Here is a 17,106-nt window from a genome sequence, read left to right on the forward strand (position 1 = left end):
GCCTTGCTGGCCCCTTACAAACCATGAAAAAACGCTCCTCACCGATCGTTCCCGCGCTCTGCGTGGGAATGCCTCAACGGACGCTCCGCGTCCCCCAAGCACCAGCCCTCAAGCCCCCATGTTCTCCGACGTCACGATCTGCGGCGCTATATGCACTCGATGCCGCAGCGGATCAAACCCTTCGCCACTTTGCAATTGCACCAGCAACTGCACCAGTGCGTGCGCTGTCTGCCGGGGCTGTGAGTCCATCACCACATCGATCAGGCCCTGGCTCAGTGCCTGGCGGGACAGCGCGGTGGACTCCTGCAGGATGCTGCACAGCGTCGGGCGCTTGGGCAGTTGCGCCAGGGCATTGATCACGCCGTCGCCGCCACCGCCGACCACGCACAGGCCGCGCAGGTCGGTGTGGCGGGTGAGCAGGTCGAGGGTGGCTTCTTCGGTGATGTCGCAGTTGTCGAGGTTGATCAGCGGCTCAAGTGGCTTGAGGCCCGGCGCGTGTTCGGCGAGGTAGCTGTGCAGGCCTTCGACCCGCGCCTGGTGACCGAGGAAACGGTGGCCGCCCAACAGGATCCCGACGCTGCCTTTGCGCGCGCCGCAGGTGCGGGCGAGCAGCCAGCCCATGGTGCGTCCGACCACGTGATTGTCCTGGCCGACATAGGGCTCGACGCCGTGTTCATGGATATCCGAAAGCAACGCGACCACCGGCACGCCGGCTGCGCGGATTTGCGCCAGGCAGGCGTTGATCAGCGGATGGGCAAAGCTGACCACCGCGAGCGCATCGCATTGCACGGCGAGTTGCTCGATCTGCGCGACGATGGCGCTGGGTGTGCGGTCGTTGATGTAGTCGAACTGACAGGTCAGGTTGGCCGTGGCGTGGTGCTGCGCGGCGTCGCTGATCGAGTGTGCGAGGTTAGCGTAGAACGCCTGGGCGGTGCCCAGCAGCAGGATGCCGAAGCGGTAGGTGGGACGGCGTTCGCGAATGCGTTGGCCGATCAGTCGCGCGGCGAAATAGCCCACGGCTTCGGCGGCCTGGAACACCTGTTCGGCAGTGTCCGGGTTGACCGGCGCGCGAGCGTTCAGGACCCGGTCGACGGTGGCCACACTGAGGCCCGCCTGGGCGGCCACGGTGGCGATGGTCGGGCGTTTATTGTTGTTCATGACAGGCCCCTTGAGCGTCTTGATAGAAAACTATCAAGCCCCGCTGGGCCTGGATGATAGCTTGATAGGGAATGGATTCAAGGCCTTGAGGGTGATTTACCCAGGCTCTATGGTTTCTTTCGCAAGGCACCTGAACACCCACGCTTGCGGAGAACAATAACAATGCCTGGACACACCGCTCATCCCACCCGTCGTGACTACAGCCTGACCGGCCCTGAGGCTGCCCGCGCGGCGGAAAAAGGCCTGGTCTCGGCCAGTTGGTACCAATCGCCGATTTCGCGTAAACGCATGAAAGAATTGATGCAGCGCCGCGACGGCCCGGCCTTGCTCGACACCGCCCTCTGGATCTCGGCGCTGCTGGTCACCGGCTTTGGCGGCTACTGGTTCTGGGGCTCATGGGCCTGCGTACCGTTCTTCATGGCCTACGGCGTGCTCTACGGCACGGCGTCCAACCCGCGCTGGCATGAAACCGGCCACGGCACCGCGTTCAAGACTCGCTGGATGAACGACGCGCTGTACCAGGTGGCGAGCTTCATGTGCATCTTCGAACCCCATGTGTGGCGCTGGAGTCATGCCCGGCATCACACCGACACCATCGTTGTCGGCCGCGACCCGGAGATCGTCGAGCCGCGCCCGCCCAGCCTGTGGATGATGTTTCTCAGCCTGTTCAACTTGCCGCTGGCCTGGAAAACCTTCAGTGGCGTGGCCCGCCATGCCATCGGCCAGATGAGTGCGCAGGAGCAGGACTTCATCCCTGAATCCGAGTGGCCCAAAGTGTTTCGCGCCGCGCGTATCTGGGTCGGCATTTATGCGCTGGTCATTGGCACTGCGCTGTACCTGCACAGCTGGCTGCCGCTGATGCTGGTGGGCCTGCCGAGCCTCTATGGGGCCTGGCTTGGCTACCTGTTCGGCCTCACCCAGCACGTAGGCCTGGCCGAAGATGTGCTGGACCACCGCAGCAACTGCCGCACCATCTACATGAACCGCGTGCTGCGCTTTATCTACATGGACATGAACTACCACCTCGAGCACCACATGTACCCAATGGTGCCGTACCACGCCCTGGCGCAGCTGCATGAAGAGATTCGCGGCGACTGCCCGCCGCCGTACGCGAATATCCTCGAGGCGTACAAAGAGATCCTGCCGACGATCTGGAAGCAGCGCAGCGATCCCACGTACTTCGTGCAACGCCCGATTGGCCAGCGCACCGAGCCCGCCGCCACGACCGCCGTGCATGCAGAAGCCACTGCAGGCTGAGCCCCTTTAAAAAACAAGAGATAATCGCCATGAACGATCAATGGATCGACGTCTGCGCCGTGGGCGAAATAGACGAAGAAGACGTGATGCGCTTCGACCACGGGCCACATACCTATGCGGTGTATCGCTCGGCCGAGAATGAATTTTTCGCCACCGCCGGCCTGTGCACCCACGAAAAAATCCACCTGGCCGATGGCCTGGTGATGGACCACGTGATCGAGTGCCCCAAGCACAACGGGCGTTTCGATTACCGCTCCGGCAAGGCCCTCGGCGCGCCGGTCTGCGTCAATCTCAAGACTTATCCGGTGCGGGTCGAAGCGGGGCGGGTGTTGCTCGCCGTCACGGCGGCAGGATGAACGACGCCCTGATCATCGTCGGCGCCGGCCATGCCGGTGGCCGTGCGGCGCTGACCCTGCGCGAAGAAGGCTACAGCGGGCGCCTGATCCTGATCGGCGATGAAGCGCATTTGCCCTACGAGCGCCCGCCGCTGTCCAAGGGGTTGTTGCAGGGCAGCATCGACCTGGCGGGGTGCAGCCTGTGCGACGAGGCGCGGCTGGCCGAGTTGGACATTGAACACATCGCCGGCAACCCGGTGCGTCAATTGGACCCCGCGCAGCAGCGCCTGCAATTGGCCGACGGCCAGTGGCTGGCCTATGCCGGGTTGCTGCTGGCCACCGGGGGCAGGGCGCGCCGCCTGCCCCAGGCCCAGGCGAATGTGTTGTACCTGCGCACCCACGATGAAGCGCTGGCCCTGAAAGCCGCGTTGCGCCCTGGCGCCCGGCTGGTGGTGGTCGGTGGTGGCTTTATCGGCCTGGAGGTGGCGGCAACGGCGCGCAGCCTCGGGTGCGACGTCACCTTGCTGGAGGCCGGTCCACGCCTGGCCGGGCGCGTGCTGCCGCCGGTCATCTCTGAAGCCCTGCTGGACGTGCACCGCCTTCACGGCGTGGAGGTGCGCTTGAATGTGGCCCTGGAGTCCATCGACGTTGACGCGGTGGTGCTGGTCGATGGGCAACGGTTGCCCTGCGACCTGGTGGTGGTCGGTATCGGCATGCAGCCCAATATCGAATTGGCTGCAGCGGCAGGCTTGGACATCGGGCAGGGCATTCGTGTCGACGCGCACTTGCGCACCAGCGCGCCGAATGTCTACGCGGCCGGCGATGTCTGCGAGTTTCGCCTGGACGGCCAGTATCAGCGCCAGGAAACCTGGCGCAATGCCGAGGCCCAGGGCCGGCACGCCGCGCTGAACCTGCTGGGGCGCGAGCTGGCGTTCGAGTCGCTTCCCGGTTTCTGGTCCGACCAGTACGACTGGGGCTTGCAGACGGTCGGCGTGAGCACCGCGCTGACCGTCAGCCGACCCTTGCCCACGGGCGGCCTGCTGCTGTTCTACTTGGATGCCGAGCACCACCTGCAAGGCGCCTGCGGTTGGGCGCCGGGCAACAGCGTGGCCAAGGACATCAAGCTCTGCGAACGGCTGATCAGTGCACGCGTCCCGCTCAACCCCACCAGCCTGGCCGACCCCGACCTGTCGCTTAAACAATTGCTGCGAGGCTGATATGCGCCAATTTCTGGTATTTCAATCGCTGTGGGCCATGCAAACCGAGCCCGGTCCCCTGGAAGCACAGCTGGAGCGTATCGCCGCCGCAGGCTTCGATGGCGTCACCGACCACTACTGGAAAGCTGCGGATGTCGCGCGCCTGCACGCCGCCGCCAGCGCCCGCGGCTTGCAGATCGAAGGTCAGTTGTTCCCGCAGACCGTGGATGATCTGGCGGCGGCGCTGGATGTCATCAGCCGTCATGGCTGCCATCACCTGACCCTGCAAGCCGATGTGCGGCCGCGCAGCCAGGCCGAGGCCGCCAGGCTGGTCGAAGGCTGGCAGCGCCTCGCCGAGCAGGTGGACTTTCCGGTGCTGCTGGAAACCCACCGTTATCGCCTCACCAATGACCTGTTGTTCACCCTCGACCTGCTGGCGCAGATGCCCGACCTGAAGCTGCTGGCGGACCTGTCGCACTACGTGGTCGGCCGCGAGTTGCCCGAGCCGGGGGCCGTCGAGGATGATCAACAGATACGCACGATCCTGCGTCACAGCTGGGGCTTTCATGGCCGCGTGGCGAGCAGCGAGCAGGTGCAGGTCTCGCTCGAATTTCCCCAGCATCAAGCGTGGGTCGAGCGGTTTGCCGGCTGGTGGCGCTACGGCATCGAGGACTGGCTGGCGCGTCCCGACACCCCGCAGAGCCTGTCTTTCACCTGCGAACTCGGCCCGCCGCCCTATGCGATCACCGGCGCCGACGGTCGCGAGATCAGTGATCGCTGGGCCGAAGCGCTCAAGCTCAAGGCGTTGATTCGCGATGTGTGGCAGGAGTGTCAGAAATGATCTGCTAATCTGCGCGGGTTCACTCTCGCCCTTAGCCTGGATTTGCCCCATGCCGACTTCCTCCGTTCAGCCGCCTCTTGAGCCGCAGTCCGTCTGCCACCCGATCACCAGCAGCGCGATCTTCATGGTCGCCACCGTCACTCCCGGCCGTGAAGACCACGTGCGCGCCTGGTGCGCGGACATCGCCGGGCTGGTGCGTTCGGTGGGCAAGCGGGTGCCGGCGGGCAACTTGACCTGTGTCTGCGGGTTTGGTGCGGATGCCTGGGATCGATTGTTCGGCGCACCACGCCCGGCGGCGCTGCACCCGTTCCGGGAGTTCGGTGTGGAAGGGCGCATGGCGGTGTCGACGCCCGGCGATATCCTGCTGCATATCCGCGCCGAGCAGATGGACCTGTGCTTTGAACTCGCCACCCACGTGATGGCTGCGCTGGGCGACAGTGTCAAGGTGGTGGATGAAGTCCAGGGGTTCCGCTACTTCGACATGCGCAGCATCATCGGGTTTGTCGACGGCACGGAAAATCCGGTAGGCCGCAAGGCCGTGGGGTTCACCATCGTCGGCGCCGAAGACCCGGAATTCGAGGGCGGCAGCTATGTGCTGGTGCAGAAGTACCTGCACAACATGACGGCCTGGAACGGCCTGACAGTCGAAGCCCAGGAGAAGGTGATCGGGCGCACCAAACTCTCGGATATCGAGTTGGATGAGGAGACCAAGCCGAGCAACTCCCACAGCGCATTGACGGTCATCACCGACAAGAACGGCGAGGAAGTGAAAATCCTGCGTGACAACATGCCCTTCGGCCGCCCGGGTGCCGGCGAGTTCGGCACCTACTTCATTGGCTACGCGCGCTCGCCGGAGCCTCTGGAGTTGATGCTGGAGAACATGTTCGTCGGCCGCCCGGTGGGCAACTATGACCGTTTGCTGGACTTCAGCACGGCGGTCACCGGCGGCCTGTTCTTCGTGCCCTCGGCCGACCTGCTGGAAGAGCTGGCCGACCGAACGATCGGGCAATAGCACGACCCAGGAAGTACGCATCCCAACTGTAGGCGCCGGCAAGCCGGCTACTACAGAAGCGGTTTTAGCTCAGCAAGCCGGTACTGACTGCGACGATCAGGAACACCCCGAGCAACGCGCGGTAAATCACAAACGGCCAGGTGGAGAACCGTTCCAAAAACTTCATCAGGCCCCAGATCGCAAAGAATGCCGAGACGCTGGCCACCACCAGGCCAAAGAGCAGGTGCGGCCAGGCGTGTACGGGCATGTCGGCGTGCAGCAGCACCCACAGCTCTTTCAAGCCGGCAAGGGCGATTGCGGGCAGGCCGAGCAGGAACGAAAATCGCGCGGCTTCCTCGCGTTTGAAGTTGAGGAACAACGCGGCCGTCAGCGTCGAACCGGAGCGCGACACGCCGGGGATCAGCGCGCCGATCTGCGCAATGCCGACGATCAGTGCATCGCGCAGGCGCATCTGGCTCATGTCGCGGGTATGCCGGGCACGCACTTCGGCCACCGCCAGCAGCACGGCCATCACCACGCAGGAAATGCCGATCACCATCAGCCCGCGCAACGGCGAGTTGCAGGCGTTCAACGTCGAAGACAGGGCCAGGCCGGCAATGCCGATCGGAATGGTCGCCAGCACAATCGCCACCGCCAGCTTGAACCACTGATTGTCGTAGTCGCCCTGGCGCACCGCACCGATGCTGCCGGTGACCACCTGGCGCACATCACGCCAGAAGTAACTGACCACCGCCGCCAGCGCCGCCAGCTGCATCGCCGCCGAAAACGCCGAGCCGGGGTCCTGCCAGCCGAGCAGGGCGGGCACCACCCGCATGTGGGCGGTGGACGACACCGGCAGCAGCTCGGTAATGCCCTGGATTACGCCCAGGATAAAGATCTGCAGGTAATCCAGGGAGGCAAAGCCTACATCCAGGCCGGCGGAACAGACGTTTGTCAAAATGCATGTCCTTGGAGAAAAAGGGGAGGGCTGGCGGAGTTTATTCCAAATGTTTCAAAGTTTTAGGCCGCGCCAGACAAATCCGCATTCGGTTCAGCAAGCAGAAAGGTTAGACAATGTATTGGCCTGGCGAGAGGATTTGTGAACAATGGCGCCCTGCGTTTTTTCACCGAGACCCCCATGCCTGAAACCACTGTTGAACTGATCCAGACCGGGCCCGAAGACGCCGAGCTGATCCGCAATCTCTACCAGTACTACGCCTACGAGTCGTCGGACTGGGAGCAGGAAGACGTCGAGGCCGATGGCCGCTTCTACATCCACGACGAACACCTGACCCGTTACTGGCATGATCCGCAGTGGAGCGCCAACCTGTTGCTGGTCGATGGCTATATCGCCGGCTTCCTGCTGATCGAAGGCAGTGAGTTGCCTGGCCTCGACGCCCTGGAACTGGCCGACCTGTTTATCCTCAAGCGCTATCGCCGCAAAGGCATTGGCCGCGCCATCGCCACGCAGGTGTTGTGCAGTGGTCACGCCAATTGGCTGGTGCGCTTCTATGACCAGGACGAAGTGTCCCAGGCGTTCTGGCGCACGGTGCTGGATAACCTGCCACGCCCGGTGCAGACCCTCGAGCTGGACGATGACCCGCAACTGGTGAGCTACCTGATTACCCGCGCGGCGCTGCACTGAACATAGGGTTGAACTCAAGGCGGCCAAGCCGCTCCTAGCCTCGTCGGCCACCCTGGCCCTGAATTTCACAAGGATGCGAAATGCTTATGTCTGCTTCGATCAAGTACCTGGCGGCGGCTGCCGCACTGCTGATGCTCGGCGGTTGCGTGACCCTCTCGGGTGACTACAACGTCACGGCCGTCGACGTCTCCGGTGCGCCGATCCCGATGGTCATCACCAGCCACGGCAGTGCCATCTACTCGTCGCGCAACATGTTCTGCCAGAACTTCCCGAAAGCCACGGTGACCATCCGTGACCTCAACACCGGCGAAGAGCTCAAGAGCGAAAGTCCTTACCACTGCCGCTAGGGCAGGCGCGGGTTTGCCCCAAAAGAGGCTTCGGCCTCTTTTTTGTTGCCTGGAGAAAAACACCGCTTAGTCGCCAATGTTTTTATATGCACAAAAAAACATTTACAAGCCGAGCTTGTACTGTGAATATGTCCCGGCGAATTTAAAAAAACAAAAAACATCCGCGGCACTGACCTCAGGCCAGGCCATAACAACAACGACCTAACACAGGCTTGAAGCCGGCTCCTGCCCCAGGCCGGTCTCTTCAGCGAAGGAGAACATCTCCCGTGAATCGCTTACTCAATGGCACGCTGTGCGTCACCCTCGCACTCGGCGCCGGCCTTGCGCAGGCCCAGACCACCTTGCGCGTCGGCTTGAATGCCGACATCCGCAGCACCGAACCGGGCGTCAACCGTGACGAAAATACCGACACGGTGATGCTGCACATCGTCGAAGGCCTGGTGGCCCACCGTGAAGACGCCTCCGTCGGCCCGTTGCTGGCCCGTGAGGTGCAACGCTCCGCTGACGGCATGACCTACACCTTCAAGTTGCGCGACGGCGTGCACTTCCAGAATGGCGCGACCTTGACCGCCGCCGACGTGAAGTGGACCTGGGAGCGCTACCTCGACCCGAAAACCCAGTGGCGCTGCCTGGCCGAATTCGATGGCCGTGGCGGGGCGGAAATTACCGGCATTGATGCGCCGGACCCGCTGACCGTGGTGTTCCACCTCGACCAGCCCAGCGGCCTGTTCCTGGCTTCCATGGCGCGCCCCGATTGCGGCGGCAGCGGCATCCTGCACCGCGATTCGCTGGCGGCGGACGGCAGCTGGAAGGCGCCGATCGGCACCGGCCCGTTCAGCCTCGATGAATGGAAACCCGGCCAATACGTGGTGCTCTCGCGCTTCAAGGACTACAGCCCGCGCGACGAGGCCGGGCCGGATGGCTTTACCGGCACGAAGACCGCATTGGTCGACGCCGTACGTTTCATGGTGATCCCCGACCCGTCATCGGCCAAGGCCGCGTTGATGTCCAACAACATCGACCTGCTGCCCAATGTCAGCGCCAGCGATGCCCAGGAGTTGAAAACCACGCCGGGTGTGCAGATCTCGTTCAGCCCGATCATGGCGATCTGCGGCTTGCTGTTCCAGACCAACGACCCACTGCTCAAGGATGTGCGCATCCGCCAGGCCATCGCCCATTCCCTGGACTACGGGCAAATGGTCAACGCCCTGTCCAATGGCACCTCGGAGCCGAACAACTCGGCCATCCCCCAGACCAGCCCGTTCTACAGCGCCACCGCCAGGCAGGGTTATCGCTATGACCCACAGGAAGCCCAGCGCTTGCTCAGCGAGGCCGGCTACCACGGCCAGCCGATCAAGATGATCGTCAACAAACGCTATTCGCAGATGTTCGACATGGGCCTGCTCAGCCAGGCGATGGCGGTGGCCAGCGGCCTGAATATCCAGATGGAAACCCTGGAGTGGGGCACGCAGCTGGAGCGCTACCAGAGCGGCAACTACCAGATGATGGCGTTCTCTTATTCGTCGCGTCTCGACCCGGCCACCAGCTTCGATTCGCTGATGGGCGACAAGAGCAAGGAGCCGCGCAAGGTCTGGGACAACCCCCAGGCGCAGGCGGTGCTGCGCGAAGCGGTGCGCGAGAGTGACACGGCCAGGCGCCAGGCGCTGTTCGACCAGTTGCACACGATGATGATCCACGACACGCCAATGGTGATCATCTACAACGGCACGGTCGCCGCAGCGCTGCGGGACAGCGTCAAGGGCTTCCATTCGTGGCCGGTGTCGTCGCCACGGTTGTGGGGCGTCAGCCTCGCTGCCCATTAACGAGGCCTGAGCATGTTGCGTTTTATCCTGCAAAAACTCGGGATGGCGATCCCGACGCTGTTGCTGATTTCGGTGATGGTCTTCGCCTTGATTCGCCTGATCCCGGGCGACCCGGCGCTGCTGATGCTCGGCGATATGGCCGACCCCCAGAGCCTGGCCGAGATGCGCCACACCCTGGGCCTGGATCACTCGTTGGTGACGCAGTTCCTGATCTGGTTCAAGGCGGTATTGAGCTTTGACCTGGGCTTTTCCATCAGCACCAAGCAGGCGGTGTTGCCGCTGATCCTGGACCGCTTCAGCGTCAGCGCGACCATCGTGCTGGTGGCGGTATTGTTCGCCACGCTGATCGCGGTGCCCATCGGCCTGATCGCCGCCTGGAAACAGAACACTGCACTCGACCTCGGCCTGGTGTCGGTGGCGACCTTGCTGCTGTCGATCCCCAGCTTCTGGCTCGGCCTGCTGTTGCTGCATGCCTTTGGCATCCAGCTCGGCTGGCTGCCGGTGGTGGGGTACGTCAGTTTCGCCCAGGCGCCGTGGCAGGCGATCAGCTACATGGTGCTGCCGGTGGTGACCCTGACGCTGGTGGAAGTCGGCGCGATCACCCGCATGGCGCGGGCCAGCACCATTGAGGTGCTGCGCCTGGAGTACATCGCCCATGCCCGCGCCAAGGGCTTGTCGGAGCGCGCGGTGCTGTGGAAACACGCATTGCCCAACGCCTTCGCCCCGACCTGGACCCTGGTGGGGCTGATCCTCGGCAACCTGCTGGGCGGCATCGCGGTGCTGGAAACCGTGTTCACCCTGCCAGGCATAGGCCGCTTGATGGTGGATGCGATTTTCGCCCGCGACTACCCGGTGCTGCAGGGCTGCCTGTTGCTGATCACCTTTATCTACGTGCTGGTCAACCTGTGTGTGGATCTGCTCTATCCGCTGTTCGATCCAAGGGTGAAGTTATGAGTTCGAGTATTGCCGTGCCCGTGCAGGCCAGGCGTCGACGCGTGTGGGCGCCGGCCAATGCCCTGATCGGCGGCGGGCTGCTGGTGGCGTTGATTGCGCTGGCATTGATGGGGCTGGTGTGGTCACCGTTCGACCCGTTGAAAATCGACCTGATGTCGCGCTTCCAGGCGCCCTCGGCCACGCACTGGCTGGGCACCGACGAGTTCGGTCGCGACGTGTTCAGCCGCCTGTTGATCGGCGCGCGCACCAGCCTGTGGGTGAGCCTGCTGACGGTCAGCGTGGCCGTGCTGGCCGGCACCCTGATCGGCATGCTCGCCGGTTACCTGCGCGGCTGGACCGACCGTGTGCTGATGATGTTCAACGATGCCTTGCTGGCGTTTCCGGGCATTCTCATGGCCCTGGGCATCATGGCGATCATCGGTGCGAGCAAATACGGGATCGTGCTCGCCTTGGGCATCGCCTACACGCCGTCGGTGGTGCGCGTGGTGCGCGGCACCGTGCTGTCCCTGCGCGAGCTGGAGTACATCGAAGCTTCGCGGGTGATCGGCAACTCCGAGCTGTACACCATGCTGCGGCACATCGCGCCGAACTGCCTGGCGCCGTTGTGTGTACTGGCCACCAGCATGTTCGGCTGGGCGCTGCTGTCGGAAAGCGCCTTGAGCTTCCTCGGCCTGGGCGTGCCGCCACCGGCAGCGACCTGGGGCAACATGCTCGCGAGCAGCCGGCCGTATATCGCCTCGGCGCCGTGGCTGGGCGTGTTCCCCGGGCTGTTTATCTGCCTGACGCTGCTGGCGATCAACCTGTTTGGCGATGCCCTGCGCGATCGTCTCGACCCCCGGATGAGGAAGTGAAGATGTCCGCCAATCCTGTTTTGCTGAACGTCGAACACTTGCAGATCCGCGTGGGCGAACACGGCCCGCTGGCAGTCGACGACCTGAGTTTCAGCATCGCGCCCGGTGAAATCGTCGCGTTGGTGGGCGAGTCCGGCAGCGGCAAGACCATGGCCGCGCGCGCCGCCATCGGCCTGCTGCCGTTGCCCATGCAAGTCTGCGGCGGGCGCCTGGATTTCCAGGGCCGTGACCTGGCCAGCGTCAGCCCCGAGGAGCTGCGCGCGATTCGTGGCGCGAGCATCGGCATGGTGTTCCAGGAACCAATGGTGTCGCTCAATCCGGCGCTGAAGATCGGCCAGCAGATGAGCGAAGCGCTGAGGCTGCACACCGACCTCGACCCGCCGCAGATCCGCGAGCGTTGCCTGACCATGCTGCGGCGCATCGGCATCAAGGCCGCCGAGCGCTGCCTGGAATCCTATCCGCACCAGTTTTCCGGCGGCATGCGCCAACGCATCATGCTGGCCTCGGTGATGCTGCTGCGTCCGGCGCTGTTGATTGCCGACGAGCCCACCACCGCGCTGGACTGCCTGGCGCAGCTGGACGTGATCGAGCTGATGCTGGAACTGACCCGCGAGCAGGGCACGGCCATTCTGTTTATCAGCCATGACCTGTCCCTGGTCGCCCGTTATGCGCACAAGGTGGTGGTAATGCGTCACGGCCAGGCGGTGGAGCAGGGTACGATTGAAGATATCCTGCTGGCGCCCAAGGCCGAGTACACGCGCCAGTTGCTGGAGGCGTTGCCGCGGCGCGGCGTACTGGCGCCATTGCCGGCCAGCAACGGGCCGTTGGTGGAAGTGGACCAGGTGTGCATCGAGCACCCGGGGCCGACCTCGTTCTGGGGCAAGCGCCAGCACACCCGTGTGGTGCACTCCGCGAGCCTGGTGATTGCCCCCGGCGAAACCCTGGCGCTGGTGGGCGGCAGCGGCTCGGGCAAGACCACCCTCGGGCGCTCGCTGGTCGGCCTGATCAAACCTTGCGCCGGTGCGATCCGCTTCAAGGGCGTGGACATCCTCAAGGCCGCCAACCGCACGCACCGCCTGCAATGCCAGATGATCTTCCAGGACCCGTATTCGTCCCTGAACCCGCGGATGAAAATCGGCGACATCCTCGCCGAACCGCTGCGTCACGAACCCGGCCTGAACGCCGCCCAGCGACGTGAGCGGGTGACGCAGACCCTCCAGGACATCGGCCTGGGCGAGCAGTTTGTCGAGCGTTTCCCCCATCAGCTCTCCGGCGGCCAGCGCCAGCGCGTCGCCATCGGCCGCGCGCTGGTGCGCCACCCGCAACTGGTGATCGCCGACGAGCCGATTTCGGCGCTGGACATGACTATCCAGAAGCAGATTCTCGAGCTGTTCGAACGCCTGCAGGCGCAGTACGGCTTTGCCTGCCTGTTCATTTCCCATGACCTCGCGGCGGTGGAGCGTATCGCCCATCGGGTGGCAGTGATGCACCAGGGCACTGTGGTGGAAGTGGGTGCGCGCGAACAGATCTTCGACCATCCGCAGCACCCGTACACCCGGCAGTTGCTGGCCGCCGCCAGCCCGCTGGAGAAACTGCCGGACGGCGGCTACCGAATACGACCGGCGATTTAACCCCCTGATTTCACCCGGCGTGCAGGCCTTCAAACCCTGCGCGATGGGGAATGTCGTGCCCAGAAAAACAATAAGACCTACTCACCGATAACGACTGCCAGGAGCCAAGAACATGCATAACAACAACCTCAACCTGATCCTGAAGGGCGTCGGCCTCATGAGCGGGGGCCTGCTGTGCGTCCCGGCCCAGGCGGACTTCATCAAGGACAGCAAGGCTGATCTGGAACTGAAGAACTACTACTTCAACCGTGATTATCGCGAGGACGCCGGGCAATCCAAGCGCGAGGAATGGGCCCAGGGTTTTATCCTCAACCTGAAGTCGGGCTTCACCGAAGGCACCGTGGGCTTTGGGGTGGACGTGGTCGGCATGCTCGGCCTGAAACTCGATTCCAGCCCGGACCGCTCGGGCTCCGGCCTGTTGTCGCGGGACAACGACGCGACGCCGGGCAAACCGAGTTATGCCAAGCGTGCCCACGATGAATATTCCAAGTATGGCGTGACCGGCAAGGTGCGTTTTGCCCAGAGCGAACTGCGCAGCGGCTACCTGTTGCCGGACCTGCCGACCTTGCAACCGAACACCAGCCGGCTGTTCCCGCAGACTTTTCGTGGCACCCAGGTGACCTCGACGGACATCGCCGGGCTGGCGTTGATCGGTGGGCAGATCGACCAGACCAAACAGCGCGAATCCACCGACTACGAAGACATGGCGCTGACCAGCCAGAGCGGCGCCTACAAAAGTTCCGGCAAGAGTGACCGCTTCCGCTTTGCCGGTGGCGACTACAAGCTCACGCCGGGCATGACCCTCAGCTATCACTTTGCGCAACTGGAGGACATCTACCAGCAGCATTTCGTCGGGGTGAAAAACAGTTTCGCCCTGGGCGGCGGCACCCTCAAGACCGACATCCGCTATTTCGATGCGGACAAGTCCGGTGCGGGCCTTGCAGGCAAGGTCGACAACCGCGCGCTGAGTACGCGGGCGATGTTCAGCTACAAGGGCCACAGCGTTGGCGGGGGGTATCAGGAGCAGTATGGCGAGACGCCGTTTACCTATGTGGACGGGACCAATACCTACCTGTTTTCCGAGTACCAGTTGAGCAACTTCTCGCAGACCAACGAGCGCGTCTGGCATGCGCGGTATGACTTCGACTTTGCCGCGTTGGGCGTGCCGGGGCTGACGTTTTCGACGCGTTGGGCCAAGGGCGACCAGGCCGAGGTGAAGGGATTTGTGGGGGAGGGCCGTGAGTGGGAGCGCGATATTGACCTGGGCTATGTGTTTCAGTCCGGGGCGCTCAAAGGGGTGTCGTTGCGCTGGCGCAATGGGTTGAGCAAGGCTAACTATCTCCGGGATATGAATGAGAACCGGGTGATTGTTGGCTATACCGTGGCGCTCTGGTGATGCGAGTGGGGGCGATTCGGTCTGAATGTGGGAGCTGGCTTGCCTGCGATGGCGGTAAGTCGGCGTACCGCTCCATTCCTGCGCCTGGGTTTGCGGTCTGGAACCGCGCGCCTAGGCGAAACAGGGATGCCCACCGGGGCAACCCATCACCCCTTGTTGCGCGCCACCCGCAACTTGCTGGCCACATCCAGGTGTCGATGCAGCAGCGTCGACGCCCACTCGTTATCGCCTTGCTCCAGCGCATCGAGGATCGCCAGGTGTTCCTGGCACGAGACTTTCACGCGTTCCACGTTGTTCACCGTGTGGAACTCGGTCAGCCGGCGCAAGCGGTTCTGTTGCTGGATCGCCTGCAGGATGTAGCCGTTGCCGGAAGCGGCTGCGAGCAGTTCGTGGAATTCGGCGTTGCATTCGATAAAGCGCTGCCCGTCGACCTTGCCTTCGAGCAGTTCCATCTGGCGCTCGCGGCAGCGGCGGAAGTGTTCCGGGTGGATCTTGAAAGTCGGTTCCAGCAGCCCGGCCGGCTCCAGCAGCATGCGGAAGCGGTAGCTTTCGAAGCGCGTCTGCGGGCTGTTCAGCGTCGGCAGGAATTGCCAGCCATGCCCGTGCTTGCGCTGCATCACGCCTTCATCCGAGAGCCGCAGCAGGCAGCGGCGCAACACACTTTTGCCAACGCCGTAGCGGCGCAGCAAATCACTTTCGGAAATCTGGTCGGGCAGCACCTGGTTCAGCCGGTCGTCGATCAGCCGCGTGTACAGCTGGTCCTCTTCGTTGTGCAACTCACTGAATTGCTGCGCCAGGCCATCGGTTGCCTGCAGCGGGACGCGATAGCCCTGCTGCGGCAACGGCTCGATGGCCTGCTGTTCGGCCAGGTAGGAAAGCGCACTGCGGATCGGCGAGCGCGATACGCCCAGGCGCTGCGCCAGTTCCACTTCCTTGAGGTGCATACCGGGTTGCAGGTCGCCGCTGGCGATGGCGGCAAGGATCTGTCCGGCGACTTTGGTCTGCAGCGAAGTGAGTGGGGCCATGGTGCGAAGTCTTTCCTGTGACAGGGGAGGCAAGGATACCCGGAAAAGCTGAATTATAGGCGGCTCAAATACATCAGCGCCGCGTCGATCAAATCTTTATCTGCATTATTTGAAATATAAAAACATCCAGAGGACCCATCATGACTTACATCCCGCTGCCCCGGGCCTTGCCCACCGAACGCGGCGTCGACCCGGCCGGCATTCTCGATTTTCTCCGGACCGTGGCCGAGGCCGGCCTGGAGCTGCACAGTTTCATGCTGTATCGCCAGGGCGCAGTGGTGGCCGAGGCCTTCTGGCGGCCTTATTCGGCGCACCGCCCCCACGTGCAGCATTCGGCAACCAAGAGCTGGACCGCCACCGCCGTCGGCCTGTTGATCGATGACGGGCGCCTGAGCCTCGACGCCAAGGTCGTGAGCTTCTTCCCCGAGCTGTGCCCGCAACCTGTCAGTGCGAACCTTGCGGCGATGACGGTCGAGGATCTGCTGACCATGCGCACCGGCCACACCCGCGGTATTTCCGGCGGTGACTGGCGCAACCTGCAAAGCAGCTGGGTCGAGGCGTTTCTGAAGGAGCCGGTGGACGAGCCGCCGGGCCAGTCGTTCATCTACAGCAGTGCCTCGAGTTTCATGCTCTCGGCCATCGTCACCCAGGTCACCGGGCAGACCCTGCACGCGTTGTTGCAGGCGCGCGTCCTCGATCACCTGGGCCTCGACCGGCTGGAGTGGGACTTGGCGCCAGGCGGTTTCAACGCCGGTGGCAACGGCTTGAGCTGCACCAGCGAAGACTCGCTGAAGTTCGGCGTGCTGCACCTCAACCGTGGCCAATGGCAGGGCCGCCAGTTGCTCTCGCCACAGTGGGTCGCCGACGCCACGCGCAACCAGGTGCAGGATGTGTGGATGGGCGAATTCGACGGCAAGCAGTACCTGCCGCGCGACAAGAACAAGGCCAACGAAGCCCAGCGCGAAGGCTATGGCTACCAGTGGTGGATGACCGAGCACGGTGGCTACTACGCCTCTGGCGTGTTCGGCCAGCAGTGCATCGTGCTGCCGGCACAGGACACGGTCATCGTGTTCACCTGCGGCCTGCGCCTGGGTGAAAAGCGCTTGCACCAGGCGCTGTGGCAACACCTGTTCCCGGCGCTGGGCCGCGCGAGTGCGGATGCCCAGGGCAGCCAGGCGCAATTGGACTCGCTGATTGACGAGCTGCACCTGCCGACGTTGCAAGGCCTGAAAAGCTCGCCCGCCAGTACCACCCTGCAAGGCCGTTTCAGCATCGAGCCCAATGAAGACGGCGTGCGCGAACTGGCTTTTGATTTCCATCCCGATCACTGCGATTTCACCCTCGTCGACCACCGTGGCACCCATCACCTGCGCGCGGGTTTCCAGCAGCCGCTGGAGTCGATCACCAGCCTCACCGGCAATTACCTGCACCACCAATACCAGCCGGAGCAGACCCCGGTGGTCGCCCAGGCCTGCTGGACTGCCGAGGGCGAGTTGCGCATGGACTGGCGCTTTGTTGAAACCGCCTTCGGCGACCACGTCAGTTGCCGCTTGCATCACGGCCGCCTGCACTTCGCGCGCGGCGTCAATACCAATGCCGGCGCCTTGCAGCGCCCGACCCTGATCGGCACGCGCATCGCGTCTTAAGGAGTACACC

Annotated in this window: 16 protein-coding genes; 13 read left to right on the forward strand and 3 right to left on the reverse strand. The window is 63.6% G+C overall.

Annotation, left to right across the window (positions count from 1 at the left end):
- Positions 1–108: 108 nt before the first annotated feature.
- Entirely contained in the window at positions 109–1,158 is a 1,050-nt protein-coding gene (locus JFU04_RS10595) for a LacI family DNA-binding transcriptional regulator (protein ID WP_065905835.1), read from the reverse strand.
- Between the two features lie 162 nt (positions 1,159–1,320).
- Between JFU04_RS10595 and JFU04_RS10600 the strand changes: the two genes are divergently transcribed.
- Genes JFU04_RS10600 through JFU04_RS10620 form a run of 5 tightly spaced genes read left to right on the forward strand, consistent with a single transcriptional unit; the run spans position 1,321 to position 5,799 of the window.
- Positions 1,321–2,415, forward strand: a complete 1,095-nt coding sequence (locus tag JFU04_RS10600; protein WP_106804393.1) for a fatty acid desaturase family protein — start codon at positions 1,321–1,323, stop codon at positions 2,413–2,415.
- Between the two features lie 29 nt (positions 2,416–2,444).
- On the forward strand, positions 2,445–2,771 hold the full coding sequence (locus tag JFU04_RS10605; protein WP_065905839.1) for a MocE family 2Fe-2S type ferredoxin: 327 nt from the start codon (positions 2,445–2,447) through the stop codon (positions 2,769–2,771).
- Positions 2,768–3,967 carry an NAD(P)/FAD-dependent oxidoreductase gene (locus JFU04_RS10610; protein ID WP_201144026.1) on the forward strand — a complete coding sequence of 400 codons (1,200 nt, stop codon included), beginning with the start codon at positions 2,768–2,770 and terminating at the stop codon, positions 3,965–3,967. The genes JFU04_RS10605 and JFU04_RS10610 overlap by 4 nt, the downstream gene beginning before the upstream one ends.
- A gap of 1 nt (position 3,968) precedes the next feature.
- Positions 3,969–4,787, forward strand: coding sequence for a sugar phosphate isomerase/epimerase family protein (locus JFU04_RS10615; protein ID WP_201144027.1), 819 nt, complete (start codon positions 3,969–3,971; stop codon positions 4,785–4,787).
- A 49-nt stretch (positions 4,788–4,836) separates the two neighbouring features.
- The gene (locus JFU04_RS10620) at positions 4,837–5,799 is read left to right on the forward strand and encodes a Dyp-type peroxidase (protein WP_065905847.1); all 963 of its coding nucleotides are present in this window, start codon (positions 4,837–4,839) and stop codon (positions 5,797–5,799) included.
- Between the two features lie 64 nt (positions 5,800–5,863).
- Here JFU04_RS10620 and JFU04_RS10625 read toward each other — a convergent pair whose 3' ends face one another.
- Entirely contained in the window at positions 5,864–6,736 is an 873-nt protein-coding gene (locus JFU04_RS10625; protein WP_120448203.1) for an undecaprenyl-diphosphate phosphatase, read from the reverse strand.
- 180 nt (positions 6,737–6,916) lie between these two features.
- Here JFU04_RS10625 and JFU04_RS10630 point away from each other — a divergent pair, with 180 nt between their 5' ends.
- From JFU04_RS10630 to JFU04_RS10660, 7 genes are all read left to right on the forward strand, one after another.
- Positions 6,917–7,423, forward strand: coding sequence for a GNAT family N-acetyltransferase (locus tag JFU04_RS10630; RefSeq protein WP_201144028.1), 507 nt, complete (start codon positions 6,917–6,919; stop codon positions 7,421–7,423).
- 80 nt (positions 7,424–7,503) lie between these two features.
- Positions 7,504–7,770, forward strand: a complete 267-nt coding sequence (locus tag JFU04_RS10635; protein WP_242485890.1) for a hypothetical protein — start codon at positions 7,504–7,506, stop codon at positions 7,768–7,770.
- 266 nt (positions 7,771–8,036) lie between these two features.
- The gene (locus JFU04_RS10640; RefSeq protein WP_201144029.1) at positions 8,037–9,593 is read left to right on the forward strand and encodes an ABC transporter substrate-binding protein; all 1,557 of its coding nucleotides are present in this window, start codon (positions 8,037–8,039) and stop codon (positions 9,591–9,593) included.
- A 12-nt stretch (positions 9,594–9,605) separates the two neighbouring features.
- Complete coding sequence (locus JFU04_RS10645; protein ID WP_065905853.1) at positions 9,606–10,547, forward strand: ABC transporter permease; 942 nt, start codon at positions 9,606–9,608, stop codon at positions 10,545–10,547.
- A complete protein-coding gene (locus JFU04_RS10650) occupies positions 10,544–11,398 on the forward strand; it encodes an ABC transporter permease (protein ID WP_065905855.1) in 855 nt (284 codons plus the stop codon). The genes JFU04_RS10645 and JFU04_RS10650 overlap by 4 nt, the downstream gene beginning before the upstream one ends.
- A gap of 2 nt (positions 11,399–11,400) precedes the next feature.
- Complete coding sequence (locus JFU04_RS10655; protein ID WP_201144030.1) at positions 11,401–13,029, forward strand: ABC transporter ATP-binding protein; 1,629 nt, start codon at positions 11,401–11,403, stop codon at positions 13,027–13,029.
- Between the two features lie 157 nt (positions 13,030–13,186).
- The gene (locus tag JFU04_RS10660) at positions 13,187–14,425 is read left to right on the forward strand and encodes an OprD family porin (protein WP_371920704.1); all 1,239 of its coding nucleotides are present in this window, start codon (positions 13,187–13,189) and stop codon (positions 14,423–14,425) included.
- 146 nt (positions 14,426–14,571) lie between these two features.
- On the opposite strand, the gene JFU04_RS10665 is transcribed toward JFU04_RS10660, so the two are convergent.
- A complete protein-coding gene (locus JFU04_RS10665; protein ID WP_065905861.1) occupies positions 14,572–15,450 on the reverse strand; it encodes a GntR family transcriptional regulator in 879 nt (292 codons plus the stop codon).
- Between the two features lie 140 nt (positions 15,451–15,590).
- Between JFU04_RS10665 and JFU04_RS10670 the strand changes: the two genes are divergently transcribed.
- The gene (locus JFU04_RS10670) at positions 15,591–17,096 is read left to right on the forward strand and encodes a serine hydrolase domain-containing protein (RefSeq protein WP_201144031.1); all 1,506 of its coding nucleotides are present in this window, start codon (positions 15,591–15,593) and stop codon (positions 17,094–17,096) included.
- The last annotated feature ends 10 nt before the right edge of the window (positions 17,097–17,106 follow it).

This window comes from Pseudomonas sp. TH21 (assembly GCF_016651025.1).
Lineage (GTDB): Bacteria > Pseudomonadota > Gammaproteobacteria > Pseudomonadales > Pseudomonadaceae > Aquipseudomonas > Aquipseudomonas aylmerensis.

Excerpts from the sequence above, each read along its gene's own strand:
- JFU04_RS10595 (WP_065905835.1), bottom strand. The coding sequence starts at position 1,158 with ATGAACAACAATAAACGCCCGACCATCGCCACCGTGGCCGCCCAGGCG.
- JFU04_RS10660 (WP_371920704.1), top strand. The coding sequence starts at position 13,187 with ATGAGCGGGGGCCTGCTGTGCGTCCCGGCCCAGGCGGACTTCATCAAG.
- JFU04_RS10615 (WP_201144027.1), top strand. The coding sequence starts at position 3,969 with ATGCGCCAATTTCTGGTATTTCAATCGCTGTGGGCCATGCAAACCGAG.
- JFU04_RS10670 (WP_201144031.1), top strand. The coding sequence starts at position 15,591 with ATGACTTACATCCCGCTGCCCCGGGCCTTGCCCACCGAACGCGGCGTC.
- JFU04_RS10610 (WP_201144026.1), top strand. The coding sequence starts at position 2,768 with ATGAACGACGCCCTGATCATCGTCGGCGCCGGCCATGCCGGTGGCCGT.
- JFU04_RS10665 (WP_065905861.1), bottom strand. The coding sequence starts at position 15,450 with ATGGCCCCACTCACTTCGCTGCAGACCAAAGTCGCCGGACAGATCCTT.
- JFU04_RS10630 (WP_201144028.1), top strand. The coding sequence starts at position 6,917 with ATGCCTGAAACCACTGTTGAACTGATCCAGACCGGGCCCGAAGACGCC.
- JFU04_RS10605 (WP_065905839.1), top strand. The coding sequence starts at position 2,445 with ATGAACGATCAATGGATCGACGTCTGCGCCGTGGGCGAAATAGACGAA.
- JFU04_RS10620 (WP_065905847.1), top strand. The coding sequence starts at position 4,837 with ATGCCGACTTCCTCCGTTCAGCCGCCTCTTGAGCCGCAGTCCGTCTGC.
- JFU04_RS10645 (WP_065905853.1), top strand. The coding sequence starts at position 9,606 with ATGTTGCGTTTTATCCTGCAAAAACTCGGGATGGCGATCCCGACGCTG.
- JFU04_RS10650 (WP_065905855.1), top strand. The coding sequence starts at position 10,544 with ATGAGTTCGAGTATTGCCGTGCCCGTGCAGGCCAGGCGTCGACGCGTG.
- JFU04_RS10600 (WP_106804393.1), top strand. The coding sequence starts at position 1,321 with ATGCCTGGACACACCGCTCATCCCACCCGTCGTGACTACAGCCTGACC.
- JFU04_RS10635 (WP_242485890.1), top strand. The coding sequence starts at position 7,504 with ATGCTTATGTCTGCTTCGATCAAGTACCTGGCGGCGGCTGCCGCACTG.
- JFU04_RS10655 (WP_201144030.1), top strand. The coding sequence starts at position 11,401 with ATGTCCGCCAATCCTGTTTTGCTGAACGTCGAACACTTGCAGATCCGC.